This is a genomic window from Arcicella aurantiaca, assembly GCF_003148625.1.
In the GTDB taxonomy this organism is placed as follows: Bacteria; Bacteroidota; Bacteroidia; order Cytophagales; family Spirosomataceae; genus Arcicella; species Arcicella aurantiaca.
In genome coordinates this window covers 104,351-129,732 of sequence record NZ_QGGO01000007.1, presented here as the reverse complement: position 1 = coordinate 129,732, position 25,382 = coordinate 104,351, and the positions used below count along the sequence as shown (strand labels likewise).

Genomic DNA, 25,382 nt, shown 5'->3' with positions numbered 1-25,382 from the left:
TTAATGCTTAATGTTCAACAAATAATCTTCAATCTTCGTTATTTTGAAAATTGTTTGTTGAACATTATCATTTGACTATCTCCCAAAACATACACAATGAGTCACTCATTCAGAATTATCTTCTCACTTTTTGCTGTTTCTTTCCTCCTTTCGTGCGATTCTAACACGATTTTGAAGGATAATTATGACATTCCAGACGCCAAGTGGTTTATTAAAGATACCCCAACCTTTACGTTTGAAGTTACAGATACTCAAATACCGTATAATGTGTTTTATAATGTCAGAAATAATAGAGATTATCTGTATCATAACCTTTATATGACTCATTATTTGACTGATGAAAAAGGGAAAGTGATACATCAACACTTAGATGAAATTGTGCTTTTTGACCCCATTACAGGCAAACCACTCGGAGAAGGTTTAGGAGATATTTACGACCATAAAGTTTTAGCATTTAAAGATTTTAAATTCCCGAAAAAGGGAAAATATAAAATTCAAATTCGCCAATATATGCGTCAAAATCCATTAGTTGATATTGTGAGTGCAGGCGTTTCGGTAGAAAAAACATTAAAGTGACCATTTTATAAATCATGCAAAAATTTCTTCCTTTATTTCCTTTAAACTTAGTACCTTTTCCTTTAGAAGACCTCAATTTGCATATTTTTGAGCCTCGGTATCGTCAATTGCTAAATGAAAGTTTAGACCATGGAACAAACTTTGGCATTCCCGTTTTTTTAGATGGGAAATTACTGGGATTCGGCACGGAAGTCAAAGTCATAAAACTTTCAAAAAGATACGATGATGGGCGTATGGATGTACGTACACAAGGAATTAGAGTATTTAGAATTATTGATTTTCAAAATCCTGTTGAGATGAAATTATATGCTGGCGGAGTTGTAGAATTATTGCCCGAGCCAGAAATTAGCCCCTCAGTAATGGTAGGCTTATCGCAAAGAGTGGAAACGCTGTATAAATTATTAGGCGAAAAACATTCTTTTGATGTGAATAAACCTCAACCATATTCCTTTCAGATTGCCCACAAAATAGGTTTATCATTAGAAGAAGAATATAACTTACTAAAAATGCCCACCGAAGCCGAACGTCAAGGCTTTTTGATTCAACATTTAGAAAGGGTAATTGGTGTTTTACAAGAAGTTGAACGCACCAAAGAACGCATAAAATTGAATGGGCATTTTAAAAATCTCGACCCTTTGAATTTTTAAATTCTTATACCTCAAAAATATCAATCTCTTCACATTTCTTAGTATTTTTACGGTACACAAATTATCTGTAAATCAGAAATTCATGATTTAACCCGCCCCATAAATAATATTGTGTTGTTTATTTTTCAATAAATAATCAGTCAGTCATTGAAAACAGATATATCTTTAGTTATCAACGACTTATTACCTAACCATTCCACATAAAAATCATGAAATTGCTTTCAAATTGCTACTCGGCAATACTACTATTCTATATACTGAGTTGTTTCCCTGTTATGGCTTCTTTTCAGAAGGACTCTCTGAATAATGCTAAAAACAACAATCGAACATTTTTTAATCTTGAAAAAACTCAAAAAATAATGATGGCTACTTTAGCCAAACCAACTCCATTTTATAATAAGGATTCTTTATTAAAACACTTCCGACATTTTTTTGCCAACCCACAACAAATAAACTACCCAGATTATATAAAAGGAATGTCTCTTCAATTGAAAAAGAAAATTAACATCTTAGAATATGATGCCATCAAAAATGTGTTTCAGTTGGAGCAATTAACCGATTTACACAGCAGGTTTTCATTAATAAATAGTGCCAATTGTTTGGTAAATAAAACGGAAAGTAATTTTGTAAGAGTAAAGGATATTGATGGACGAGATATTATGATTCAACCTTTAGAAAATAAGGAAAAATATAGCTTTGTCGATAAATTCAAGCAGGGATTTGTTCGTGTAAAACAAGAAAAAGGGGGCTATGGTTTCTTAAATATTTGTGGAGATGAAATAGTAAAATGCCAATATACTCATGCCGAAAATTTTAATAATGGCAAAGCATTAGTAAAAAAAGGTTCATGGTTTTTTATAGATTTTGAAGGTACACAATCTGCTCCTCTACATAATGTATCTGATGCTATTGCACTCACAAAAGGTATTAGTTTAGTCAGGTTCAATACAGGGAAATATGCACTTATTGATAATCAATTTGCGAAAACACAAACGCCAATATCTGATATTTTTGATAGTATTATTCCATTAAATGCTCAAAATTTCAAAGTTCAATCTGGCTCTGAATCTAAAATTATTAACCTTGAAGGAACAGAAAGTTTATCAATTGTTCATTAATACTTCAGCAAGGCTATCTTCAAGCAATTTTTGCTAAAACTTTCTTGAAGATAGCAAACAGAAAGTTTTAGCAAAAATTATGGTTCAATCAGGAAGAATTTTCCAATAAAACTTAACAATTCTACGTCTTGCATCAATGTCATTATACTTTATTTTATTTTCAGGAAACTCCTCTCCTTTTCCTTCTTTTCTTAAATCTACAAATACAGATTTTACGCCTGTTATATAATCTAATTTTTGAAAAATCATTGTATTTACTAAACTTCCAACCTCTTCAGCTCTAAGCCTTGACAGTTCTTGATTAAGCCTCGACGAATTATTTAGCAAAGAACTATCAACAGTTTCGTGATATAAACTTTGCCCTATTTCGGTATATAGTTTTGATTTTGGATTAATTGGGTCAGCATCTGCATAACCATATACCACAATTTTTATTCTTAGCTTTTTGTTAATATATCTATTTGCAGACACCACTATTGAATCTAAAATGGGTTCAAAAAATTGTTGCATTTTAGGTACATTTTTTTCGGAGATTTTATATCCTCCCGCAAAAACAACTTCATTCGGAATTTTATAAATAGAGCTATTTCTTATTCCTTCCTGAATCATCACTAATGTCAAAGAATCATCAATTGCTTTTGCACGCAATTCTGAAAACACATTTGTTTCTCCTTTCAAATCGCTTTTCAGTGTTTCCTTCAATACCTTATCATTGGTTGCATTCAGCCTAATGATACTATCACGAGCAGCAATATTTTTTTGAACTAAAAGAGCATTCATGGTAAATATTTTCTCTATTTCATCATCTATTTCACCATCTTCTAATTTCGCTTTAGCCAAACTATCCACTTTATTGGCAACTTCTAACGTCTTTTGGTCATTAGCATAAAGATTTTCAAATAATTGCTTATTATCAATTATCATTTTTTTGCTGACCTTTCCACATGAGAAACAGAAAATTAGGGGCAGAAAAAGCCCTGCAACAGATTTTTTAAAATACATGATTTATATTATTAGTGGTTTTTATAATCACAAAGATAATTGACAGCTTTTAAACAAATTCTTTTCCTAAGAATTTTGAAATATTTTTAGAAATAACGTTGTTAAACCATGAATCAAGATTTAATATAATTTGGCTATCAAAATTCTGACTATTCTGAAAGTGTTAATAAAAATGTGTAATTTTGTCTATAAGCTATATAGAATAGCACATTTCATTAGCCAACCATGTAAAATTTATTTTCGTTTTATCGTTTTACTGATTGCATTTCGAAAATATTCAACTTCTTAGACATGATTTCTAAAAAAGCAAAATACGCACTTAAAGCCTTGAAAGTGTTGGCACGAGAGTACGAAAAAGGGCCATTATTGATTTCAAATATCGCTGAATCAGAAAATATTCCTAAGAAATTCTTAGAAGCAATTTTATTGGAATTGCGTAATCATGGTATTTTACAAAGTCAGAAAGGAAAAGGTGGCGGATATTATTTAAGAATCCCACCAGACCAAGTAACTTTTGCCAAAATTATCCGCATTATTGATGGGCCAATCTCTCCTACGTTATGCGTTTCTTTACATTTTTATGGAAAATGCGACGACTGCGGAGATGAAGAAACTTGTTCACTTCGTGAAGTAATGGTAAAATGGCGTGACGCCAACTTAGTGGTATTAGAACAAAATACCTTGTTAGACTTGATTAACAATTAACTTATTCTATCAAGTTTTTAACACATCATCAATAAAACAAAAGAATTCAAAAAGCATTGGCAATCCCAATGCTTTTTTCTTTGCCCGTCATTATAATTCTTCGATACTACTAATAATATTTTTTCGTTTTAGGGAAAAATCTTCAGAAGAAAATCTAAGCTTTTGATTATCAGTCTATTTCTACAAAATTTGCAAAAGATTTTTTTTCAAACCAACGCAACTCTCATGGATTATTCTACGTATATAAAACACAAAAACTGCTATCAAGTAAATACCCACTTACCAGATACGTTTTAAAGTAAAACGTAAAACATTTTTAACTCAATTCATTTAAACCCTCTATTAAAATGCAAAACGAAAATCAAGTAGAAAAAATTAATCGTCATGACTTTTTGAAAAAATTAGGACTCAGTGGAGCAAGTCTCATGGCTGTCTATTGTGGTGTAACTATGACTTCTTGTAAAAACGAAGAAAGTACTACACCTGCTACCTCTACGGGAAAAACAGTGACATTTGACATGGGAACTACCGCTTATGCTAAATTATTAACCAAAGGCGGCTATCATGTGGATAGTGCCAATAGTATTGTGATTGCCAATACAAGCGATAATGGCTATGTTGCAGTTACATTGGTATGTACCCATGAAGGACAACTAAAGGTACAATATGCCACAAACAAGTTTATGTGTACCGCTCATGGAGCTACCTTCGACAATAAAGGAAATGCCCTTTCAGTTGCTTCAAGAGCTTTAACAACCTACAAAGTATCTCAAACAGGCAATGTTTTGACTGTCACGATTTAACCCTACCTCATATAATTTTTCAAGCACCTTCTACATGAATGGTGCTTGAAAATACATTATCCTTTATTCCAATCCAATATCATAATCAATCATGAAAAAGCTATTTATTATATTGTTATGTACGATATCATCTCCAATATTTTCACAAGATGACTTGATGAAAATTCTTGATACAGAAAGTAAAAATCAAGTTGACTACGCTACCGCTACTTTCAAAGGAACGAGACTAATAAATGGACAAACCATTGAAACCGTTAATAAAAACCATTTGAATTTCTGGATTTCACACCGTTTTGGAGCAATCAACTCTGGCTTTATCGAGAATTTCTTTGGTCTTGACGAAGCCCGTATCAGATTAGGTTTAGAATATGGAATAACCGACCAACTGACAATCGGTGCAGGGAGAAGTTCTCAGGAAAAAATGTATGACTTTTATGCTAAATACAAACTCCTTCGTCAGTCTAACCTCATACCCGTAACCTTAACATTATATGGTAGCAATGCCATCAGTACAGTTGCCACAGGTTCGGCGTTAGAATCTGGAACAGTCATGAAATACTATGATAATCTTGAAAGAATGACCTACACAGGACAAGCAATTATAGCGAGAAAATTCAACGATAAACTATCCTTACAATTGATGCCTACCTTTTTACATTTTAATAAGGCAGAAACAACAGATACTCCCAACAATATACTGGCATTGGGTGCTGGTGGACGTTTGAAATTAAGTAAAAGACTTAGCCTCAGTGCAGAATATTATGCAAATTTTAACAGACCAAGTTCAAGTAACTATCATAATTCATTAGCACTTGGTTTTGATATTGAGACAGGCGGACACGTTTTTCAGTTTCATTTAACCAATTCAAGAGGAATGATTGAACGTCAATTTATTGCACAAACTACCAAACAATGGAGCGATGGAGGAATTTTCTATGGCTTTAATATTTCAAGAAGCTTTAGCTTTGATAAACGAGCTAAAGGAATGAATAAATAAAAACTAAATTGTCATTCTTAATTCAATCCTATAATTCAAGATTAACGTATATCAAGCAAACATTAATCGTTATGAAAAATTTCATTAAATTAATTATTATTACTTGCTTAACCTCAAGTACAACTTTCGGGCAACTTTTTTCTACCCAAAGCGGAGAAACGAGTTTTTTTTCAGAAACGCCAGTAGAAAATATTTCTGGTGTCAACAAAACCGTCGGGGCAATTCTTAATACCTCAACTAAGGAAATTGCCGTGAGCATGAAAATGACCGCCTTTGACTTTCCAAACAAACTGATGCAGGAACATTTCAATGAAAACTATATCGAATCTGATAAATTTCCAACAGGTCTTTTCAAGGGAAAAATTGTTGAAGATATTGACTTAACTAAAAACGGCACTTACGACGTTACAGCCAAAGGGCAACTAACTTTGCATGGAATAACGCAAGCACGTGAAATAAAAGGGAAACTCACTGTGGATAATCAGAAGATAACATTAACCAGCAATTTTGATGTAAAACTTGTTGACCACAAAATTGATGTTCCCAAACTCGTTTTCTCCAAAATTGCAGAAGTAATCGCAGTAAAATCAAAATATATATTTAGCCCTTATGTAAAGAAATAAAGTGATGAAATACCCTAAAAAGCCATGACTGTTATCAGTCATGGCTTTTTATTTTCTCCACAATTTTTTTTATATATAAACTAAATGTAATCATATCGAAAAAAATAAAGATTATTCATTGAAATAATGTTGTTATTCAAAGAATAATTTTTATTTTTACGATATAAATGAATCTATAACCAAACCACTTCGGCACGAAATTTGTCTTTAAATAATTCAAAATAAGAACATTATCTTCTTGTAAATGAAATTATCAAACAATTTTGACCGCTATCAAAATCAATATGAAAAAACTAAATCAATTTATGATATTGCAATGGCTTATTTTTTTGCCATTAATTCTTCCTTTGAGTATTGCATCGGGAGCTTTACAAGGAATTAAGCATGCTTTTTTGGGATTAGTTGACCAAATAAGGAACGATGTTTATTCGCCCCTTATTCATGAAGATAACCAAGATTTTTTTGCTTAAACTCATCAGGGTCAAGTTCTAAGAATTCCTCCCAAAAAGCATTTGGAGGAACAGCCGCTTTACAAATTATTGGTTCTTTCTTGACAGGATGAATAAAATAAACTTGTCTGGCATGAAGATTTATACTCGCATCAGCATTTGGTCTATCATAACCATACTTCAAATCGCCACGAATAGGACTTCCAATCGTGGCGAGTTGAACTCTGATTTGGTGCGGTCTTCCTGTCAATAATTCAACCTCCAAAAGGAAAAATTTATTAATTTCTCCAAGCACTCTATAATTTAACTCTGCTTTCTGCGAACCTTTCACTTCTTCTTCATAAGCAGTCACCACATTTTTTGATTCATCCTTAATCAACCAATGAGTCAATTTACCTTTAAGGTCTTTTGGTCTTCGTCTAACAACTGCCCAATAAGTTTTTCGAATATCTCTTTTTCGAAAAAGCTCCATCATTCTTTCAAGCCCTTTTGAGGTACGAGCAAAAACAACAAGCCCACTCACAGGACGGTCGAGCCGATGCACAGGGTGCAGGAATACATCACCAGGCTTACCATATTCCTTTTTGATATAATCCTTAACAGCATCAGTAAGAGTACGGTCGCCAGTAGAATCTCCTTGAACCAAGATACCAGCTCTTTTATTTACCACAATGATGTGGTTATCTTCATAAACTACGTGAAAATCTTTCATTTTTTAAGTGTTTAGTGATTGGTGGTTAGGATTCAGGAATTGGGTATTAGAAATTTGGATATAAATTTGAGATTTTGACAACTCAATATTTACCTCTTTACTCGCTAACTTCTCCCTAATCCCCAACACCTAATCCCTAAATTTTAGTAACTTTCTTTTTCGCTTGGGAAATCAACCGACTTCACATCTTTAACATATTGAGAAATAGCCTCATTCATTATACCGTCTAAATCAGCATATCTACGGAGGAATCTCGGTTTAAACTCCTTATTTATTCCTAACATATCATGAACAACCAAAATCTGTCCGTCTGCATCAGCTCCAGCACCAATACCAACGGTAGGAATTGTAATACTTTGAGAAACTTTTTTAGTCAAGTCAGAAGGAATTTTCTCTAAAACAACACCAAAAGCACCAACTTCGTCCAACATTTTGGCATCCTCCATCAATTTTTTGGCTTCCTCTTCTTCTTTTGCTCTAACGGTATAAGTTCCAAATTTATAAATTGACTGAGGAGTAAGCCCCAAATGCCCCATTACAGGTATCCCAGCACTTAAAACCCTAACAATCGATTCTTTAATTTCGGAACCACCTTCCATCTTTACAGCATGAGCACCAGATTCTTTCATAATTCTAATGGCAGAACGTAATGCCTCAGTAGAATTTCCTTGGTAAGACCCAAAAGGAATGTCAACTACAACCAATGCTCTTTTTACAGCTTTTACCACCGAAGTAGCATGGTAAATCATTTGGTCAAGCGTGATTGGAAGCGTAGTTTCATGCCCAGCCATCACATTTGAAGCAGAATCACCAACAAGTATTAAATCAACACCAGCCGCATCAACGATACGAGCCATTGAATAATCATAAGCAGTAAGGCAAGAAATTTTCTCTCCTCGGTTTTTCATTTCTTGCAAAATATGCGTCGTAACTCGCTTAATTTCAGTATGTACAGACATGAATTTTCTAATTAAGATTTAAAAAAGAAGATAATTATCAGGTAAAAATATGTTTCATACGAAGTAAAAACACTTTGAGTTTACGGTATTCACATATCGGCACGCTTGTTGTATATTTGTGCAACAATAGAATTATCACAAAATTAAGATTAATCGTGCGTAATAACGCCTAAAAGCAGAGTATATCACGTTTTTTTGTGAAAAAAATATGAATTTTCGCATTTTAGCACTTGTTTTTTTAGAAAAAGCGTTACTTTTACTCACAAGAATTGTCAAACTACTAAATTAGTCCGTCGCAAAACTTTATCATTTTATCAAAATTAAGTAAATATGACACAGATTTTTTCAGGAAATAGCCTTTTGCAGAAAACTACAAAAAGGTTAACTATGGGGCTATTGACCTGCCTTAGTATAGGTCACTTAGCATCAGCCCAAGACTTGAAGACTAAACCTACAATCGTTAGCTCTTTAACCGATAACGGAATCACTACTACTACCTATTCAAACGGACAGGTTGTAAAAACAGTAGCAGATGGTTATTACCTTGATTCAGCTTTTTATAAAAACAGCAACGTTTTGCGTTCAACTAAACCAAAAAGTTATTGGAAACTTACAGACCGTGTTGGTGTTGCCATTCCTTTTTGTAAAGAAGGAGAAGACAAATCATTGTTTTTAAAGCCAGGTGCTTACAATACCCTTTCAATAAATCGTTTCTGGGGAATCTTAGGATTAGGTTTAATGGGAGGATACCAAAATTTTGGGGTGAGTGATGATTACAAAGGTGCAGATGGTCAAATTGCTAAAAATATAAATATCATAAATGCGACAAGACCTTTAAGTGAAAGAATCGCTCCAAGTTCAGTTAAATATGATACTCAAGGAAACTACGAAGATTTCTATTTATTAATCGGACCTGCATTAGCTTTACCAGTAAGTAAGAAAATTAATGTTGATGTTGATTTAAAAGGAGGTTTATTCAATAGTTCAGCTCCAAGATTTGGTGCTGTAACAACAGGTGCTTTAGGTGCTGATGCTATCATATTCCGTACTTCGCCTTCAGCATCAAAAAACCAATTAGGTGGTTTATTAAGTGTTGACATTCTTTACAATTTTGCTAAAAACTGGGCAGTTGGATTAAATGGACAAGGATTCTTAACTTCAACTCCTTATACAGTAGATGGTGGAGATGTGACTCCTTCATCAATTAAAGTATTAACCAGAGAATATACTCGTACTCATGGTGGTTGTAACTTCGGTTTAGCTCTTTCTCACACATTTGGAGAGAAAACAGGAAATACGATTTATTCATTATTACCTCCTCCTCCAGCACCAGTTGTTTGTGCTATTCCTACTTTACAAGGAGAAAACGGAATGATGTATGATAATGGCTCAACTACAATTCCTTCTTTCCGTTGGAAAAGCACTTCTGCAACTCCAGAGAATGAAGAATATATCTTCAAACTTTACAAAGCTGACGGTTCTGGAACTCCAATCTATCAACAAACTACTAAAAATGCTAACTTGAGCTTACCAGCAAACGTTTCATTAGTAAATGGAGATGATTGTAGCTTCTATTACTACACAGTTCAGTCAAGTGTAGAAGGAAAATGTTTATCTGAAGCATCTGCTGCAAGTTTTGGATACAGAGCTAAACCAGTTGTTCAGAATATTGTTGCAAAACCTGTTGAAGACCAATATATGTTCAAAATTTTTGGAGGCTCAACAGCTACAAAATATTTCGGAGGTTCTTCAGCTTACAAGCCACGTCGTAAAGCTCGTAAAGCAACAACTGTTGCTCCTGCTAAACCTGCTGATGCAGTGGCGGTTGCTAAACCAAAACGTTTAGTTCCAAGACGTAAGAAATCTGTTTCAGGTGCTACTGGTGTAAAAACTTATAGCTCAACTGTTAACTACGAAAACGTTGCTACTGACCCAAATATCAAATGGCCTAAGGATCTTCCACTTCCAAAGAATCCAGCAGTATATGAATATGAAGTTCAACGTTTGAATGCAGGAGATTGTAAACCAACTGGTACTGTGGCTAAATATAAATTCTATATTGACCCTAAAAAACCAGAAGATATTCGTATCATTCCTGACAAACCTAAAAAATAATCAATTAAGGTTTATATACAAAAAGTCCTCTTGATAACTTCGAGAGGACTTTTTTTGCTCATAACACAACCTTTTTATTCTTTTTTACGTCTTAGTATCGATTGAGTTCATTTGACCTAAAATTCACTTATTCTTAACACAGTACAAACTATTATGATAGTTACTTCGTAAATATGACATAAAACTAAAAGACAATATAAAATAGCTTATGGAGACTGCAAAAGCCCTTAGAATCTTTCTTTGGGCTTTTTTCTCAATATTATTCAACACAATATCTATCAGGATTAACGATTAACTTTCAGTAGGTGTATTCATTCTTATTTAAAGCTATTATTAAATAAAAAGCCTCTATTGGTTCACAATAGAGGCTTTAATTAAGTCTTTCGGATATACTATCCTTTGAAAGCTGCTTGTACTTCATCTTGAAGAATGATTTCTTCTTTGAATGTATAAGCACCAGTTACAGGGCTTTTTACAGCTTTAATAACTTTAGCGTATTTTACACCACCTTCTTTTTTCAGGGTTGCAACTACCTTCTTTGCCATTTTTTTATAATAAGTTATGAAGTTGATAATTTAAAATTAAAATGATGACAAGCATCACTTGTAATTCTATATGTGTCTAACTCCTAAGTGGATTACTTGATTTCTTTGTGTACCGTTACTTTCTTCAAGAAAGGATTGTATTTTTTCAACTCTAAACGAGCTGTAGTATTTTTACGATTCTTTTTGGTAATGTAACGAGACATTCCTGGAACTCCTGATGTTTTTTGTTCAGTACATTCCAAAATTACTTGGATTCTATTGCCTTTCTTAGCCATTGCTTTATGATAAAATTATGCGTTAATCGTTGTGACGTAAATGAAGCAATCATCATTGTTATCAACTGATTATAAGTTACTTATGAATAAGCAACAACCAATAACGATTAGCTATTTCCCAAACAGGACTGCAAAGGTAGTAAATCTTTGAGTTTTAGGCAAATATGTCTTAAAAAGTTTTTATTTTTTTTTAATATTCTCAAGATATAAATTTCAAATGAAAGACTTTAAATGAAAAAACATCATAAAATACTAAAAATCAAACAGTTACATTTCTATATAAATTCCCTATTTTCCTCCCACAACAATCTCAAAAAGCGAATCTATATCCAGATATTTATTCGCTGCTTCTAAAAGCATAACATCTGAAATTTGTTGAATATTAGAAATATAATTTTGATAAAAATCTAAGGAAAGATTCTCTGAAAAGATTACTTTATATCTGTCTGCAATATCAAATGGTGTATTTAATGACCCTGCAAATGAACCTATCATATAATTTTTTACGGTTTCTAACTCATTACTTGATATTAATTCGGTTTGCAAAATTTTAATTTCCTTATGAATTTCGTCAATTGTTTGCTGAGTAAATTCCTTTTTTACATCTGTTCCAATTACAAAGTAGCCAGCTTGTCCAAACAACGCTAAATTGGACGAAATTCCATAAGTGAAGCCTTTATCTTCTCGAATATTTTTCATTAATCTTGAGCCAAAATAACCACCTAAAGTTTCATTTAATAACAACATTGTAAAGAAGTCTGGATGTTTACGAGTCATAAACTGCTTACCCATACGTATAGACGATTGAACAGCCCCTTCTTTCTCTACCAACACATTCTCGCCTTTATTGAACATTGCCAAAGAGTATTCCTTTTTAAGAGGACTTTTTCCCAAATCGGTTTTCCCAAAATACTGCTCTATTAATGCTATTTCAGCTTCGCCAACATTACCTGATAGAAAAATTTTGAAAGGCTTTCCTTTCCAAAAATCACTGTAAAAATTGATAAGTAAATCTTGATTTACTGCTTGAATTGCTTCTTCTGAAATTGAATTCCCATAAGGATGTGAGTCTCCAAAAATCTTTTTCCGAAATGTTTTATTGGCAATAAACGCAGTTTTACCTGAGTTAACTTGTAGCGTTTGTTGTTGAATTTTCTTTAACGTTTCTAATTCTCCTTCTGGAAAAACGGCATCGTTTAACAATTCTTGCACCATTGGCAATAATGAGGAAAGATGTTTTTTTAATCCATAAACAGTAAAACTTGCACGGTCTAAACCTTGTCCAGACTCTGTAAATGACCCGAATTTATCAAAATATTCACTAATCTCTGCGGAGTTATATTTTGTTGTCCCTTCGGTAATCATTTTGGCTGTAAATAAAGAAACGCCATTTTGTGATTCTTGTAAATTACCTGCATCAAAACTAAACTCTACTTTAATGACTGGCTGTTCGCCAACATTTATAACATACAGAGAAATTCCGTTTGATAAAGTAATTACTTGTACTGGCGGAATATTTATGTTTTGAATTGTTTGAAAATCAGGACTTATTGTTCTATCTAACATAGCTTATTTAGTGTTTAATATAATAGAACCGTGACTTAAAGTTACGAAGCTATTATTTCTATGTGGTTACAAACAAAAATGACACTTCCGAAGAAATGTCATTTTTAAGAAATTATATGATTCGGAATAATAATTCCGACAAATTCTAATTAGCAATTACTTTTGGAGCTGCATTAAAATTAGCATGAAGTGAAATTCTTAACGTTTGTGCTAAAGGACTTCCGCTTCCTGAAGGGATTAAATAAGCAAAATCTAAACCGTATTTTTTCTCTAATTTAACACCGAAACCTGCTGTAAAATAAGGATTACCACCTTTGTCAGTACTTCTATGGAAATAACCTAAACGAGCAGCAAACATATCGTTGTATAAATATTCACCACCTAATGAAAGATTAATTTCTTTTAATTCTTCTCCGAAACCATCTGGAGCATCACCAAATGAACCTAAAATACCGCCAATAGCTGTACTTGGTTGTTTCAATTTACCTGTTGCAGGGTCAATTGTTGGCGTTGGTACCATCAGTTTATTAATATCAACTGTTAATGTCAATTTGTTATGAGCATCAATCGTATTAATTGCGGCTAAACCTGCTTTGAAGTTTGTAGGAACAAAGTTAGATTCTGAACCACCGTAAGAAACTCTACCCGTAATATTTTGAATCATCAAACCCCAGTTATAGTTCCATTTTTTATCACTTTTTGACGTATGGAATAAACCAATATCGGCTGCTACAGTTGAAGCTGGTTGAACATTAAAACCTAAAGATGAAGTAGTTGCTAAACCACTTAACAAAGTAGAATTAATATATTTGATATTTACACCCAAACCTAACTTTTCAGACAATTTGCGTGAATATGAAATAGAAATTGCATATTCTTTTGAATTATAATTACCTAAAGAATTACCAGTGTTATCAGTAGCTTGGAAAAGTCCTTGGTCAAAATAATGGATTGAAGCACCAATTACTTGGTTGTTCTTAATTTTTTTGTAAAAACTACCATTAAGTAATGCCATATCGTTTACCAATTGACGTAACCAAGGCGTATATGATAACGAAACGCCCATGTCTTTACCTGCAAATGGCATTTTACCTGGATTCCAGAAAATTGAGTTTGCATCACCATCTCCAGCTGAAATAGCAACACCGGCATCACCCATACCCGCAGAACGTGCATCAGGAGTAATGATTAATGATGGAATAGCTGGGGTAGGAATACGTGTATCTGAAGATAGAGGTACAGTTGTCTGTGCGAAAATTGTCGCAGTTGACATAGTTAATCCAAGCATTAAAGACGCTCTAAGAGCGTTAGTAACATTTTTAATCATTGTCTTTAAGGTTAAAGTTTCTCGAAACGAGGCTTAATAACGCATTGTAAAATATCAACTAACAGAAATCCGTTGGGTATTCTCAAAAGTAATCAATAAACCTTTTCTAAGCAAAACTTACTGTTAAATTCACAATAGTAAATTATTTAACGGACACTATTTTACCACTTCCTGAGGCTTGGTAACTTGTTGTTAGTGATTTTGCAAAAATACGATAAAAGTAGTTACCTGTAACAATCGGAACGGAATCTTCTGCAAGATTCCACGAAATTTTATCAAATGGACTACTTATTTGGTACACATTTTCACTAATCTGCTTTATTAATCGACCATAACTATCATATATTTCGATGATTACATTAAAGTCTTCGCCTACTCTTTCATGCTCGAAACTAAAATTAGTTGTTTGGATAAAAGGATTAGGATAACAAAATACGCTTTTAAGTAAATTATTTTTAGCACTATTTACCTCAAACCTTAACGTAGATTCTGTTGAATTATTGTAATTATCCCAAATTTTTAATTTCAGCTTATGTTTTCCTATTGGTAAATTGGTAAAATTATATTGAATTTGACCTGATGTATAATCGTCTAAACTATTTGTAAAATGCTGATTAACAAACACTTTACTTGTATCATCAATCGTTAAAAGGAGTTGATGTCCTAAGCCATCTGTTGCAATATTTATACCGTTTTCATCCGAAATTTTTGCTATTAAAACAGGACTATTATTGGTTTGTCCGCCATCAACAAAGGTTTCATCATTGAGAAACATTTTAATTTTAGGAGGTTGATTGTCAATTAAACTTTGATTGTTTGCACCACCTACTATTAGTTTAGACGAACCCAAGCCGTCAGAGGTTGCATCAGTTGTTTGAGCATATACAAATATTTTACCTTCACCATATTGGTAGTTTATATCTTTGGGTACTACAAATGAACATAAGAAACTACCATTTTGAACTTTTACTTGCCCATCAAAAAGTTTGTTTTGATAATCTTGATAGACAAATTTACTTCCTTGATTTCCTAATGTTTGAAGATTCTTTTGTTTGTCGTAAACTGTAATCTGAGCGATTCCGTTAAAATTAGTGTTTTTTGTTTTTGAATCTCTTGTTACAATTTCTCCTTCCAAAACAACTTTTGTCAGAGCTTTGAGTGTATCACCTTGAAGAATTGTTTTACCATTTATTTTCGTAAGGATTACGTCATTTTCTGGATAATTCAAACGTAATGAGGGGTCACCAAGTAAGGTGAAATTTCTATTGATAACTCCTTGTAAACTATTATTTTTGGTATAAACCATCACGTCTCCCAAACGTGGCATTTGCCCATTTATTGGCTTAAAAATTGACTCATAAAAGGCTTGATTTATCACAAAATTGGTATTCTGAAAAACAGGGCGAGTAGTGGTTAATAAGGCAATAGCTCCACCTTTTGCATTTAATAAAGAAAGTTCTGCTCCCGAAACTTGGTTGGGGTCATCAAATCGTCCAAATTGACAAGTTGCTGTTAACATCAAGGGAAGCGTATTATAATTTGTCAAATTAACAATATCACTAATGCTTAGAATTTGCTCATCTGTCCACCCAGACTCCGCTCCATGACCATTATAGTTCATTATCAACACACCGTTTTGAAATGCTTGATTAATGGCTTTTTTTGCTTCTGGCGAACGTTGCCCTTCAGGCAAAGACACCAACGGAAAGGCATCTAAATAAACCTTTTCTTTTTTATAAACTCCTGTTTGAGCATCTACTTTTTTGGCAAAAGAATCAGCATCTTCTTGATGTATATTTCCATCTCCATTATCGGCAATAAAAGCGAGTTTGCTTCTCCAGTCGCCAACAGTGGTTTTATCAGCACTATAATGAATAAGTTTATTGACAATGTCGTCAGCTTCCTGCACACTTTTTACGGGTAAACGCCCAATTCCTATTTCTAAAGTATGGTTTCCACTGCCATTTTCTTCCCAAGTTCCTTCATTATTACTCAAAAACCCATAATAATCGTCCGACGAAAAACTATAAATTGGGTGTAGTGACTCTCTACTTTGATAAGTTGGTATTAAAATTTCTTTGGTTTCGTTTGTAATGACATTCAATCTTTTTTTGTAGTCAAACGAAGCGTCTCCAAATAGTAACAAATACTTCAATTTCGTTGAATTACGCTCGTACAAAGTTTTCACAAAATCTCGAATGGCAGAAATATCTTGTCTGCCAGAAGAAAACTCATGATAAATCTCTTGAGTTGAAACCACTTGTACTACTAATTTGTCATGTTGTCTTCGGAAATCGGCTAAACGATTGGCTTGTTTTCGTAAAGATTCAGAAGTAACAATCAACAAATCAGGGATTTCTAAATTTTGTAAATTCTGGTTTTTAATCTTTTGAGAAGAAATAGGTTCTAAAAAACCAGCATTGTTGTAAACAATAAATTCCTTTAAAGATGTTGAATTTATGCCAAAAACTATTTTTTGATTTTGTACTGTAAATAATTGATTTTGAGGTAGAAAAGGATTTGAAATGTCCCAAATTTTCAAATTTGTATTAGTTTCATTTAATGAAAATTTCACACTGTAATATTTAAGACTTTCAAGAGACCTAAAGGCGGTCTGATTACCATACAGTTTAAGATTACGAACGGTTTGAACTCCCAAGAAATTCAAATATCCAACTCCTGCGTTTAAAGATTTTCTGTTGTAGGTTAAACCTATTTTTAAATCCGTGGCATTGGTAAAATCAGGATTTATTATGAATGATTTTGAACTGAAAGAGCCTTTATAGTCATAACGGTCTTCACCAATGGCATTTAACGTAGTAGTTCCCACAGACAATCCGTTGGCTTTTACGGCAAATTCAGTTTGTCCAAAAGCTGATGCGGCTAACGAAGTTATAATTTTCAGAGGGGAGTTAACTATAATTCCCGTTTGATTGAAAGTAAAAATTTGTTCCAAATTACCACTAAACTCTTCCCCTACCCACTCACGTCCAGAACCTGCAAAAGGAGCTTGAGCAAGAATATTTTTTCGGTCAACTTCATGAAAATCATAATCATCAAAAGTGGAAATTTCTTGTGTAGCCGATATGGAATTTTGGTCTTTGATTCTTAACCCTTTCGTTTCTGAAACTGTCAAAAAGTAGAATGTTGTATCGGCATAAAGATTGAACTGATGACTAAATGATTTGCTCAATGAATCATACATAATTTTATGAGGACTTTGCCCATAAAACAACACAAAATCTTGATTATCAAACTTTTCATCGGTTTCTCCTTCAACTGCAATGGCATTTTCAATTAAATCTTTTGGGCGGGATATATTATTTGCTTGAGGCAACATTCCACCTCCGTTTCCATAAATTTTTATATTTTGAGGATTAATTTGAGCAATATTAAAACCTACCTTTTGGAAAAACGAAGCATCTAATTTATAGATTCCAGCATTAGCGACACCAATTTTCACCCAATCCCCTTTTGCTAAAACCGAGTTTTGAGCCAACGATTTTGGAAGTGAAAAAACAAAGAAAATAAGGATGGTATATGGTAGTTTTAGTTTCAAGATGCTAATTAATTTCTACTAAAAGTTAACGATGCGAAGGAATTAAAATTATTAAGAATAGACAAGATTTACACCTTTTTCACCAAAGCATTTGAAGAAACAACATAGCGTTTTCCATTTTTGTGGTCGGTACATAAAAATCGGGTTCTACGCAATTCTCCTTTTGTAAAAATACGTCCGTTGAGTTCAAAGTTTTCTCCTGCTTGCAAACTTGTAAGCACAATTGTTCCTTCTTCAATATTGGTATCAAATTGCCTCAGAGCTATCATTAAAGGCTTAGCACCTTGCGTAGTAGCTGCTGGATTTTTGAGATAATCAATGAGAGGATTCAATAATTCAATAGGCAAAATTGCGGGTTGTAGTAAAGGTTGAAAGGTTTCTCTAAAATAGCGTTTCCATTCTTTTCCGTGCGGTTCGGGTTTATTTCCATACTTTTTAAAAGTCTGCAAATGAGCCACTTCATGAATGTAAGTTACCAAAAATGAATATGGATTAAGATTGGCATTAACGGTAATTTGATGTCCTCGGTCACGACGGTAGCAATAATCTCCCAATTTAGATTGACGTGGGCGAGTTATCTTGAATTTAAACTGATATTCCTTCCAAAGTTTGTAGCAATATTCGGTAGTAGTTTCTGGAAAATATTTTTGAAAAATGGCTAAATCGTTATTCATTTTGGTTGGTATGACTTTATACAAAGATAGAAAATTCTTTGGTTTGGCGTTATTTAAAGTGTCATTTGATTAGAATAATGAAACCAGTATCTTTGAGAAAACTAAATAATTTATCTCTACAAAATGATTAATATTAATAATCCTCACGACAAATTCTTCAAAGAATCGTTCTCTCGCTTAGAGGTTGTTCAAAGTTTTATTGAAGAAGTTTTCCCCATAAATCTACGTGAAAGAATTAATCTTGGAAAACTTCAACTAACAAATTCGTCTTTCACTGAAGCCGATTTATCGGAACACTTTGCTGATTTGGCTTATCAAACAGAATTTGCTGGACAAGATATTCTAATAACCTTGCTTTTTGAACATAAATCATATTCTGAAAAACATCCTCATTGGCAACTTTTACAGTATATGTTGAATATTTGGAAAGAGGAAGAAAAACAAGATAAAAAACCTTCTATTGTTATTCCAATTATCATTCATCATGGTACGACCCTTTGGAAGAAAACTACGATGAAAAGCTATTTTAGTAAAATCCACATTGACCTTCAGCAATTTCTACCTGAGTTTGATTATCTACTTTTTTCATTGAATAATTGGGAAGATTATCAAATCGCCAATTTTAAGAATACATTTCTCAGCACAGCAGCAATGCTTTTAAAACATAGTCGAGATGAAAAGGAAAAATTTCTTCAATTAGAATCTTTTTGGGTAGAAAAACTCAATGCTTTAGATGCAGCCCATGAAGTTGAATTTATTCACTCTGTCTTTAAATATATTGATAACGGTATCAACTTGACATCAAATGACTTAATTATTATCTTTACTAAAGTTTCAAAAACTGTAACAAATATCGCCATGACTATCGCAGAAGAAATTACATTGGAAGCTACTGAAAAAACTACTTTAAACCACATAAAAGGCTTAATTAAAAATGGTTTTTCGGCAGAAATTATCGCTAAGTCATTTGAACTTCCTTTGCAAAAAGTAGAAGAAATTATACAAAAAATAAAGAATTCTTCTCATTAGAAAACACATATTTCAAAATAAAAAAGCCTGACTATTTTTCAATAATCAGGCTTTTTTATTTTATCCCATCAATTCAATTGGCTCACTGTGGTCATTCAAAAATTTGAAATCAGTAATACCAAATGAAGTATCTTGAATTAGATTTACCCAAGTTTTATACTTGAAAAACCATTTCATTCGTCTCGACGGAAAACCTTTGGTAAAGTATGCGTGCAAGAACGGATGCAAGATAATGGTTGGTTTTTTCTCGTTTTGCTTTTCCAGAATATGCTCTAAATGATGTTCGATAATATCTGAAATAGCAATACTTGCTGTAATTTTTCCAGTTCCTCCACAAGCAGGACAATTTTCTGCCGTGATAACATTCATTTCTGGACGTACACGCTGGCGAGTAATCTGCATCAAGCCAAACTTCGTCAATGGTAAAATTGTGAACTTAGAACGGTCAGATTTCATTTCTTCCTTCATGATGTCTTGAATCAGCTTTTTGTTTTCAGCTTTCTTCATATCAATAAAGTCAATAACGATGATTCCGCCCATATCTCGCAATCTCAACTGACGAGCAATCTCTTTTGCTGCTTCTCGGTTTACGCTTAATGCGGTAGCTTCTTGGTCTTCTTCACTATTAGATTTATTTCCCGAATTGACGTCAATTACGTGTAATGCCTCTGTGTGTTCAACTATCAAATAACCGCCTTGTGGCAAACTTACCGAACGTCCAAACAACATTTTCAATTGTTTTTCAATACCTAATTGCTCAAAAACTTTCGTTTTTCCTTGATGTAACTTAACAATTTTCTCTTTTTCAGGAGCAATATTTAGTACATAATTACGAGCTTCTTGGTATAATTCGGGCGTATCAACAACAACGCTATCGAAGTTTTCATTCAATAAGTCTCTCAACATTGATGTTGCTCGACTCATCTCTCCGATTATTTTATCACGGGGTTTAGCACTTTTCAGAGCTTTCATACCCGCATCCCATTTGGCAATTGATTCACGGAGGTCTTTATCCAATTCCTCTACTTCTTTGCCTTCTGCGACTGTTCTAACAATTACCCCGAAATTGGCAGGTTTAATCGACGACATTAATCTTTGCAGACGTTGACGTTCGGTTTTTGCTGTAATTTTTTTCGAGATATTTACCCCATTTGAAAAAGGTACTAACACAGTATAACGTCCAGCGATAGAAATATCGCAAGACAAACGTGGTCCTTTTGTTGAAATAGGTTCTTTGACAACCTGCACTAAAATTGGCGTGTTTTTACTCAACACCTTATCAATTTTATCGTGTTTGTCAATTTCTGGCTCTAACTTGAAATTATCTAAACGTCCAGATTTTATTCTTTCAGCAATAACTTCTTTCGTAAACTTGTTTAGGGAATTAACGTTTGGGCCTAAATCGTGGTAGTGAAGAAAGGCGTCTTTCTCATAACCAATGTCAATAAAGGCAGCATTTAATCCCGTAACCATCTTCTTGACCGTTCCGAGATAAATATCTCCAACAGAAAAGTGTGGCTCGGACTCCTCTAAGTGATACTCCACAATACGCTTGTCTTGCAACAGAGCGATGCGGTCACCTTTGGGAGTCGAATTGATAATTAATTCGTTACTCACAGGTGAATTTAGCATTTAGATTGACAAAATGAGAAGAAAATATGCGTCGTGAGTGTTCTTAGGTAAGCCTCTAATAATCAATAAATTATAGATATGTTCGAGCCTGTTGAGAAAAAGAAATACGATTTCTAAATCAGGGAAATCATTGACGTTGTATCCAACTGTCAGGCGTGTATCTGTGTATTTTAACGAACTCATGGCTCAATACTCACACCTCTTAATCAATAATTAATAAAATTTTGTCTATAATATTTTTCTTAGTTCGACTTTTAAATGTGGGTGACGTGCTTGGTTTTATAGAAGAAAGAAGAGTAATTGTACAGATTTGGGCGTTTAATGAAAAGCCTAAATACCGACGACCGAATACCAATCTTTACCAAATGTCATAACCGATAATTACATAAATGCCTGAAAATGAAAACATTAAGTAACTAAATTATTTTTCAAGACAACAATCTCACAAAACGACAAAAACAGGCAAATTCCATTGTATGAATTTTGCCTGTTTTTATAAAGGGTTCAGGGGTTGGGGATTAGGTCTATTAATAAATTAAAAAACACTAAGTCTAACCTCTAATCCCTAAACTATTTCTTCTTATGTCTATTCTTTCTAAGACGCTTCTTTCTTTTGTGCGTTGAGATCTTATGTCTCTTTCTTTTCTTTCCGCAAGGCATGATTGTAAAAGGTTTTAAATGTTAAAAAAATATTTGATTAGATGATAGAGTTTAGAGATTAGATGATAGAAACCAAGTTTGTAATCATTGAGCATAATATACTGAATATAACTTCTTTTCTATATAATCTTTACTCTACAATCTATTCTCTGCAATTTGAACTCTAATGTAACTTTGATAAAATATCGTTGGCAGCAGCTTTTTCTTGTGGGTCTTGGCTATTTTTCAAGACTTTTTCTAAAATCTGCGTGGCTTCTTCTTTTCTATCTAACTCTGCTAAGCAATATCCCAAATTTAATGCCGCCTTTGAATTTGCGGGATTGTTCTTCAGTATTTGCTTGAAACGGTCAACGGCTTTTCCAAATTGGTTTGACCGTATCGATAAGATTCCTAAACTAAACAAGGCTGGCTCATAATCTGGCTCTTTAGCAATAACTTCTCTCAACATCGTAATTCCTTGCATTGGCGTTTGAGTTGCGGTATATGTCATTGCCATATTGGTTTTTGCCAAGAGATTATTAGGGTTTTTATCCAAAACTTTTTGATAAACCTCACGAGCCTTCTCTCCCATCTTTACTGTCTTGTCGCTTTGGAGAGCATAAGTGAAGGCTTCATAATATAAACCACCCGCTTTCATCAAATTGTTTTCCGAAGGGTCAATTTTAACAATTTCGTCTGCATAATAAGCCGCACTATCGTAACGAGTATATTTTACAAACTGATTAATTAAATCTTCGGCTGGCTTTATTTTGCCCTTACCACTTGCTTTCGTGTAAACTCCCTTCAAATTATCTATTACTGTTTGTTGTTCTTTCGACAATGACTCTGTGTGGCTTTCAGTAACTTGTGGAGTTTCCTCTTTTACACCTTTATCACGATTGGCTGAACCAGTAGTAGTTTCTTTATTGGGTTGTTCTAAGGTCTTTTTTTCATCGTTCACGACTACTTTTGGCAAACTATATAATCCGCCAACTGTGGCAAGTGCGATACCAATGATTACTATAAAAGACTTTTGCATCTATAAAGATAGTTAGTTGTTGTAGGTTATTAGTTATTAGTTGGGAATAATTATCAAACCTATTGTAATAATTAATAGTTTCAGACAAAAATTTGTAAACTAATAACCAATAACTATTAACTAAATTACAACTTTGCGTTAGATTTTACTTGCTCAACAAATGTTTTTGCAGGTTTGAAACTTGGGATAAAATGTTCAGGAATCTCGATTGTTGTATTTTTTGAGATATTACGAGCAATTTTATGAGCTCTCTTCTTGTTCACGAAGCTACCGAACCCTCTTACATATACAGCCTCTCCATTTGCGAGATTGTCCTTAATTACTGAGAAAAAAGACTCAATTGCACTTGAAACATCTGCTTTGTCGATGCCAGTCTTGTCTGCGATTTCTACGATTACGTCTGCCTTAGTCACTTGTTGAAAATTTTAAGTTAAAAATATATTAAACAATAATGGTTGCTTCCTTTTTAGCTGATAATGAAGACTTTAGCTCAATTTTCATGAACCAATATCACCATTTTTGTAAACCCTTTAGCATTAGGGGACACAAAGGTACGGTTTTGCTTTTAATTATGAAAGAAACAGAAAATAATTGTCATAACTTTTTTTTTGTAAATGCTTAATTGTTAGACATTTGAGCGTACAAATGATAATTAAACTTATCTATTTGATTATTTTCATTTTATTATGTTTGTAAAAGAAGATTGTAACTTGTGGATATATTCACTCCTAAATATTGTTTAAAAAGTATTCTATTTATCCGCAAAATCAACCAATGCAAGACCATATATTTTCCCAAAAAATAACCACTTGGTATCATCAAAACAAAAGAAATTTACCTTGGCGAGACATTCACAACCCTTATTTTATTTGGCTTTCGGAGGTTATTCTTCAACAAACTCGGGTGGTGCAAGGAATGCCTTATTATTATAAATTTATTGAGGCTTTCCCAACTGTACAGGATTTGGCGACGGCAGATGAAAAGGATGTGTTACGACTTTGGCAAGGTTTAGGCTATTATTCAAGAGCCAGAAATTTACATACAACCGCTAAAATGGTGATAGAAAATTATGGTGGCGAATTTCCAAATACTTATTCTGAATTATTAAAACTAAAAGGTATTGGTACTTATACGGCTGCTGCTATTGCTTCGTTTGCCTTTGGTGAAAAGGTTGCTGTTTTAGATGGAAATGTTTATCGGGTACTTTCAAGAGTTTTTGGAGAGGAAACAGACATTGCGAGTAATGAAGCTAAAAAGGTTTTTACAAAGTTAGCAGAAGCCGTTCTCCCAGAAAAAAATATAGATATTCACAATCAAGCCATCATGGAATTTGGAGCAATGCAATGTACGCCTGCTTCACCTAACTGTATGTTTTGTCCTTTAACGTTTGAATGTGTAGCCAATGCAACAGGAAAAGTGGGTATTTTACCTGTAAAATCTAAAAAGGTAAAAGTTAGAGAACGTTTTTTTAATTATTTTGTGATTGAACAAAATCGTAATTTTGCCATGCACGAGCGTACACACAAGGATGTATGGTCGGGTATGTATGATTTTTACCTAAAGGAATTTGCGGAAAATATTCAAGCGTTTGACGACATTATTGGGGAGGATACCTTTTTACATAACGTTTTGAAAAACTCAGTTGTGAAAAGAGAATCCAAAACTTATACTCACGTTTTGACGCATCAAAGAATCCATACAAAATTTTGGCATTTAGTAATCAATGATGATTTTCTTATAAATTTGCCTTCAGATTTAAAATGGTTTTCCCTTGATGAAGTTGATAATTTACCCAAATCTACCTTAGTGAATAATTACTTAATTGACTTCGTATTTTAATCTATTTTCAGTAAATTCATAAAAATTTAAACAAAAACCATAGATATGGCTGGCGTAAACAAAGTAATTTTATTAGGAAATCTTGGGGCTGACCCTGAGATTCGTTCTCTACCGAGTGGCTCTAAAGTGGCTACATTCAACATTGCTACATCTGAAGCTTACAACAACAAAGACGGTGTTAGGGTAGAACAAACCGAATGGCACAGAATTGAACTGTGGGATAATTTGGCGAATATCGCTGAACAATATCTTCACAAGGGGGATTCAGTTTATGTAGAAGGTAAAATCCGTACCGAAGAATATACGGATAAAGATAATATCAATCGCAGAGTTACCAAAATCAGAGGAACTGCGATGACTTTGGTGGGTGGACGTAGAGATAATCAAGAGGGTGGCGGTTCAGCACCTGCACCACAAGCTCCACGCCCAGCTCCAGTACAAACAACACCTCCTACTCCAGAATTCAATACAAATGCTGGCGGAGAAGGTAGTGACGATTTACCATTTTAAGTTATTTTAAGGTTTTAGAGGTTAGGTTTTAGGAATCTGTTA

General features: G+C 33.4%; 24 protein-coding genes. 12 read left to right on the top strand and 12 right to left on the bottom strand.

Annotated features, from left to right (window positions below):
* Window positions 1-96 precede the first annotated feature (96 nt).
* From LV89_RS08535 to LV89_RS08525, 3 genes are all read left to right on the top strand, one after another.
* Window positions 97-576 (top strand): gliding motility lipoprotein GldH, encoded by a 480-nt coding sequence (locus LV89_RS08535; RefSeq protein ID WP_109742462.1) that lies wholly within the window; start codon window positions 97-99, stop codon window positions 574-576.
* A 14-nt stretch (window positions 577-590) separates the two neighbouring features.
* On the top strand, window positions 591-1,223 hold the full coding sequence (locus LV89_RS08530) for an LON peptidase substrate-binding domain-containing protein (protein WP_109742461.1): 633 nt from the start codon (window positions 591-593) through the stop codon (window positions 1,221-1,223).
* A 209-nt stretch (window positions 1,224-1,432) separates the two neighbouring features.
* Window positions 1,433-2,341 (top strand): WG repeat-containing protein, encoded by a 909-nt coding sequence (locus LV89_RS08525; RefSeq protein ID WP_109742460.1) that lies wholly within the window; start codon window positions 1,433-1,435, stop codon window positions 2,339-2,341.
* Window positions 2,342-2,425: 84 nt separating this feature from the next.
* Here the strand turns inward: LV89_RS08525 and LV89_RS08520 are convergent, their stop codons facing one another.
* Window positions 2,426-3,265, bottom strand: coding sequence for a hypothetical protein (locus tag LV89_RS08520; RefSeq protein WP_109742459.1), 840 nt, complete (start codon window positions 3,263-3,265; stop codon window positions 2,426-2,428).
* A 369-nt stretch (window positions 3,266-3,634) separates the two neighbouring features.
* Between LV89_RS08520 and LV89_RS08515 the strand changes: the two genes are divergently transcribed.
* The 5 genes from LV89_RS08515 (at window position 3,635) to LV89_RS08495 (ending at window position 6,941) form a co-directional block, all read left to right on the top strand.
* Window positions 3,635-4,048, top strand: a complete 414-nt coding sequence (locus LV89_RS08515; protein ID WP_109742458.1) for an RrF2 family transcriptional regulator — start codon at window positions 3,635-3,637, stop codon at window positions 4,046-4,048.
* 347 nt (window positions 4,049-4,395) lie between these two features.
* Window positions 4,396-4,851, top strand: a complete 456-nt coding sequence (locus LV89_RS08510; RefSeq protein WP_229201492.1) for a Rieske 2Fe-2S domain-containing protein — start codon at window positions 4,396-4,398, stop codon at window positions 4,849-4,851.
* A gap of 157 nt (window positions 4,852-5,008) precedes the next feature.
* Window positions 5,009-5,848, top strand: coding sequence for a DUF5777 family beta-barrel protein (locus tag LV89_RS08505; protein WP_229201491.1), 840 nt, complete (start codon window positions 5,009-5,011; stop codon window positions 5,846-5,848).
* A gap of 71 nt (window positions 5,849-5,919) precedes the next feature.
* Window positions 5,920-6,471, top strand: coding sequence for a YceI family protein (locus tag LV89_RS08500; protein WP_109742456.1), 552 nt, complete (start codon window positions 5,920-5,922; stop codon window positions 6,469-6,471).
* A 284-nt stretch (window positions 6,472-6,755) separates the two neighbouring features.
* Window positions 6,756-6,941: a hypothetical protein gene (locus tag LV89_RS08495; RefSeq protein WP_109742455.1), complete on the top strand. Its 186-nt coding sequence runs from the start codon at window positions 6,756-6,758 to the stop codon at window positions 6,939-6,941.
* Here LV89_RS08495 and LV89_RS08490 read toward each other — a convergent pair.
* Both LV89_RS08490 and panB read right to left on the bottom strand, forming a co-directional pair.
* Window positions 6,907-7,632 carry an RluA family pseudouridine synthase gene (locus tag LV89_RS08490; RefSeq protein WP_109742454.1) on the bottom strand — a complete coding sequence of 242 codons (726 nt, stop codon included), beginning with the start codon at window positions 7,630-7,632 and terminating at the stop codon, window positions 6,907-6,909. The genes LV89_RS08495 and LV89_RS08490 overlap by 35 nt on opposite strands.
* A 143-nt stretch (window positions 7,633-7,775) precedes the next feature.
* A complete protein-coding gene (gene panB / locus LV89_RS08485) occupies window positions 7,776-8,591 on the bottom strand; it encodes a 3-methyl-2-oxobutanoate hydroxymethyltransferase (RefSeq protein WP_109742453.1) in 816 nt (271 codons plus the stop codon).
* Window positions 8,592-8,921: 330 nt separating this feature from the next.
* Here panB and LV89_RS08480 point away from each other — a divergent pair, with 330 nt between their 5' ends.
* On the top strand, window positions 8,922-10,706 hold the full coding sequence (locus tag LV89_RS08480) for a hypothetical protein (RefSeq protein ID WP_146199107.1): 1,785 nt from the start codon (window positions 8,922-8,924) through the stop codon (window positions 10,704-10,706).
* A 392-nt stretch (window positions 10,707-11,098) separates the two neighbouring features.
* On the opposite strand, the gene LV89_RS08475 is transcribed toward LV89_RS08480, so the two are convergent.
* The 6 genes from LV89_RS08475 to LV89_RS08450 form a co-directional block, all read right to left on the bottom strand.
* Window positions 11,099-11,251 (bottom strand): DUF4295 domain-containing protein, encoded by a 153-nt coding sequence (locus LV89_RS08475; protein WP_109742451.1) that lies wholly within the window; start codon window positions 11,249-11,251, stop codon window positions 11,099-11,101.
* A gap of 92 nt (window positions 11,252-11,343) precedes the next feature.
* Window positions 11,344-11,526, bottom strand: coding sequence for a 50S ribosomal protein L33 (gene rpmG, locus LV89_RS08470; RefSeq protein ID WP_109742450.1), 183 nt, complete (start codon window positions 11,524-11,526; stop codon window positions 11,344-11,346).
* A 288-nt stretch (window positions 11,527-11,814) separates the two neighbouring features.
* A complete protein-coding gene (locus LV89_RS08465; protein ID WP_109742449.1) occupies window positions 11,815-13,092 on the bottom strand; it encodes a M16 family metallopeptidase in 1,278 nt (425 codons plus the stop codon).
* 145 nt (window positions 13,093-13,237) lie between these two features.
* On the bottom strand, window positions 13,238-14,419 hold the full coding sequence (gene porV, locus LV89_RS08460) for a type IX secretion system outer membrane channel protein PorV (protein WP_109742448.1): 1,182 nt from the start codon (window positions 14,417-14,419) through the stop codon (window positions 13,238-13,240).
* Window positions 14,420-14,561: 142 nt separating this feature from the next.
* The gene (porU, locus tag LV89_RS08455; protein WP_158279541.1) at window positions 14,562-17,978 is read right to left on the bottom strand and encodes a type IX secretion system sortase PorU; all 3,417 of its coding nucleotides are present in this window, start codon (window positions 17,976-17,978) and stop codon (window positions 14,562-14,564) included.
* A gap of 68 nt (window positions 17,979-18,046) precedes the next feature.
* Window positions 18,047-18,652 (bottom strand): SprT-like domain-containing protein, encoded by a 606-nt coding sequence (locus tag LV89_RS08450; protein ID WP_109742446.1) that lies wholly within the window; start codon window positions 18,650-18,652, stop codon window positions 18,047-18,049.
* Window positions 18,653-18,775: 123 nt separating this feature from the next.
* On the opposite strand from LV89_RS08450, the gene LV89_RS08445 reads away from it, so the two are divergent.
* Complete coding sequence (locus tag LV89_RS08445; RefSeq protein ID WP_109742445.1) at window positions 18,776-19,681, top strand: Rpn family recombination-promoting nuclease/putative transposase; 906 nt, start codon at window positions 18,776-18,778, stop codon at window positions 19,679-19,681.
* A 60-nt stretch (window positions 19,682-19,741) separates the two neighbouring features.
* Here LV89_RS08445 and LV89_RS08440 read toward each other — a convergent pair whose 3' ends face one another.
* The 3 genes from LV89_RS08440 to LV89_RS08430 form a co-directional block, all read right to left on the bottom strand.
* Complete coding sequence (locus tag LV89_RS08440; RefSeq protein ID WP_109742554.1) at window positions 19,742-21,298, bottom strand: Rne/Rng family ribonuclease; 1,557 nt, start codon at window positions 21,296-21,298, stop codon at window positions 19,742-19,744.
* Window positions 21,299-22,136: 838 nt separating this feature from the next.
* The gene (locus LV89_RS08435) at window positions 22,137-22,991 is read right to left on the bottom strand and encodes a tetratricopeptide repeat protein (protein ID WP_109742444.1); all 855 of its coding nucleotides are present in this window, start codon (window positions 22,989-22,991) and stop codon (window positions 22,137-22,139) included.
* Window positions 22,992-23,116: 125 nt separating this feature from the next.
* Entirely contained in the window at window positions 23,117-23,404 is a 288-nt protein-coding gene (locus tag LV89_RS08430) for an HU family DNA-binding protein (RefSeq protein WP_109742443.1), read from the bottom strand.
* 361 nt (window positions 23,405-23,765) lie between these two features.
* Here LV89_RS08430 and mutY point away from each other — a divergent pair, with 361 nt between their 5' ends.
* The gene (mutY, locus tag LV89_RS08425; RefSeq protein ID WP_109742442.1) at window positions 23,766-24,830 is read left to right on the top strand and encodes an A/G-specific adenine glycosylase; all 1,065 of its coding nucleotides are present in this window, start codon (window positions 23,766-23,768) and stop codon (window positions 24,828-24,830) included.
* Between the two features lie 45 nt (window positions 24,831-24,875).
* The gene (locus tag LV89_RS08420) at window positions 24,876-25,340 is read left to right on the top strand and encodes a single-stranded DNA-binding protein (protein ID WP_109742441.1); all 465 of its coding nucleotides are present in this window, start codon (window positions 24,876-24,878) and stop codon (window positions 25,338-25,340) included.
* The last annotated feature ends 42 nt before the right edge of the window (window positions 25,341-25,382 follow it).

Coding starts and splice junctions, on each gene's coding strand:
- LV89_RS08515 (WP_109742458.1), top strand. CDS start 3,635: ATGATTTCTAAAAAAGCAAAATACGCACTTAAAGCCTTGAAAGTGTTG.
- LV89_RS08480 (WP_146199107.1), top strand. CDS start 8,922: ATGACACAGATTTTTTCAGGAAATAGCCTTTTGCAGAAAACTACAAAA.
- LV89_RS08535 (WP_109742462.1), top strand. CDS start 97: ATGAGTCACTCATTCAGAATTATCTTCTCACTTTTTGCTGTTTCTTTC.
- LV89_RS08530 (WP_109742461.1), top strand. CDS start 591: ATGCAAAAATTTCTTCCTTTATTTCCTTTAAACTTAGTACCTTTTCCT.
- LV89_RS08510 (WP_229201492.1), top strand. CDS start 4,396: ATGCAAAACGAAAATCAAGTAGAAAAAATTAATCGTCATGACTTTTTG.
- LV89_RS08495 (WP_109742455.1), top strand. CDS start 6,756: ATGAAAAAACTAAATCAATTTATGATATTGCAATGGCTTATTTTTTTG.
- LV89_RS08475 (WP_109742451.1), bottom strand. CDS start 11,251: ATGGCAAAGAAGGTAGTTGCAACCCTGAAAAAAGAAGGTGGTGTAAAA.
- LV89_RS08490 (WP_109742454.1), bottom strand. CDS start 7,632: ATGAAAGATTTTCACGTAGTTTATGAAGATAACCACATCATTGTGGTA.
- rpmG (WP_109742450.1), bottom strand. CDS start 11,526: ATGGCTAAGAAAGGCAATAGAATCCAAGTAATTTTGGAATGTACTGAA.
- panB (WP_109742453.1), bottom strand. CDS start 8,591: ATGTCTGTACATACTGAAATTAAGCGAGTTACGACGCATATTTTGCAA.
- LV89_RS08450 (WP_109742446.1), bottom strand. CDS start 18,652: ATGAATAACGATTTAGCCATTTTTCAAAAATATTTTCCAGAAACTACT.
- LV89_RS08465 (WP_109742449.1), bottom strand. CDS start 13,092: ATGTTAGATAGAACAATAAGTCCTGATTTTCAAACAATTCAAAACATA.
- LV89_RS08500 (WP_109742456.1), top strand. CDS start 5,920: ATGAAAAATTTCATTAAATTAATTATTATTACTTGCTTAACCTCAAGT.
- porV (WP_109742448.1), bottom strand. CDS start 14,419: ATGATTAAAAATGTTACTAACGCTCTTAGAGCGTCTTTAATGCTTGGA.
- LV89_RS08525 (WP_109742460.1), top strand. CDS start 1,433: ATGAAATTGCTTTCAAATTGCTACTCGGCAATACTACTATTCTATATA.
- LV89_RS08520 (WP_109742459.1), bottom strand. CDS start 3,265: ATGATAATTGATAATAAGCAATTATTTGAAAATCTTTATGCTAATGAC.
- LV89_RS08435 (WP_109742444.1), bottom strand. CDS start 22,991: ATGCAAAAGTCTTTTATAGTAATCATTGGTATCGCACTTGCCACAGTT.
- LV89_RS08445 (WP_109742445.1), top strand. CDS start 18,776: ATGATTAATATTAATAATCCTCACGACAAATTCTTCAAAGAATCGTTC.
- LV89_RS08420 (WP_109742441.1), top strand. CDS start 24,876: ATGGCTGGCGTAAACAAAGTAATTTTATTAGGAAATCTTGGGGCTGAC.
- mutY (WP_109742442.1), top strand. CDS start 23,766: ATGCAAGACCATATATTTTCCCAAAAAATAACCACTTGGTATCATCAA.
- LV89_RS08505 (WP_229201491.1), top strand. CDS start 5,009: ATGAAAATTCTTGATACAGAAAGTAAAAATCAAGTTGACTACGCTACC.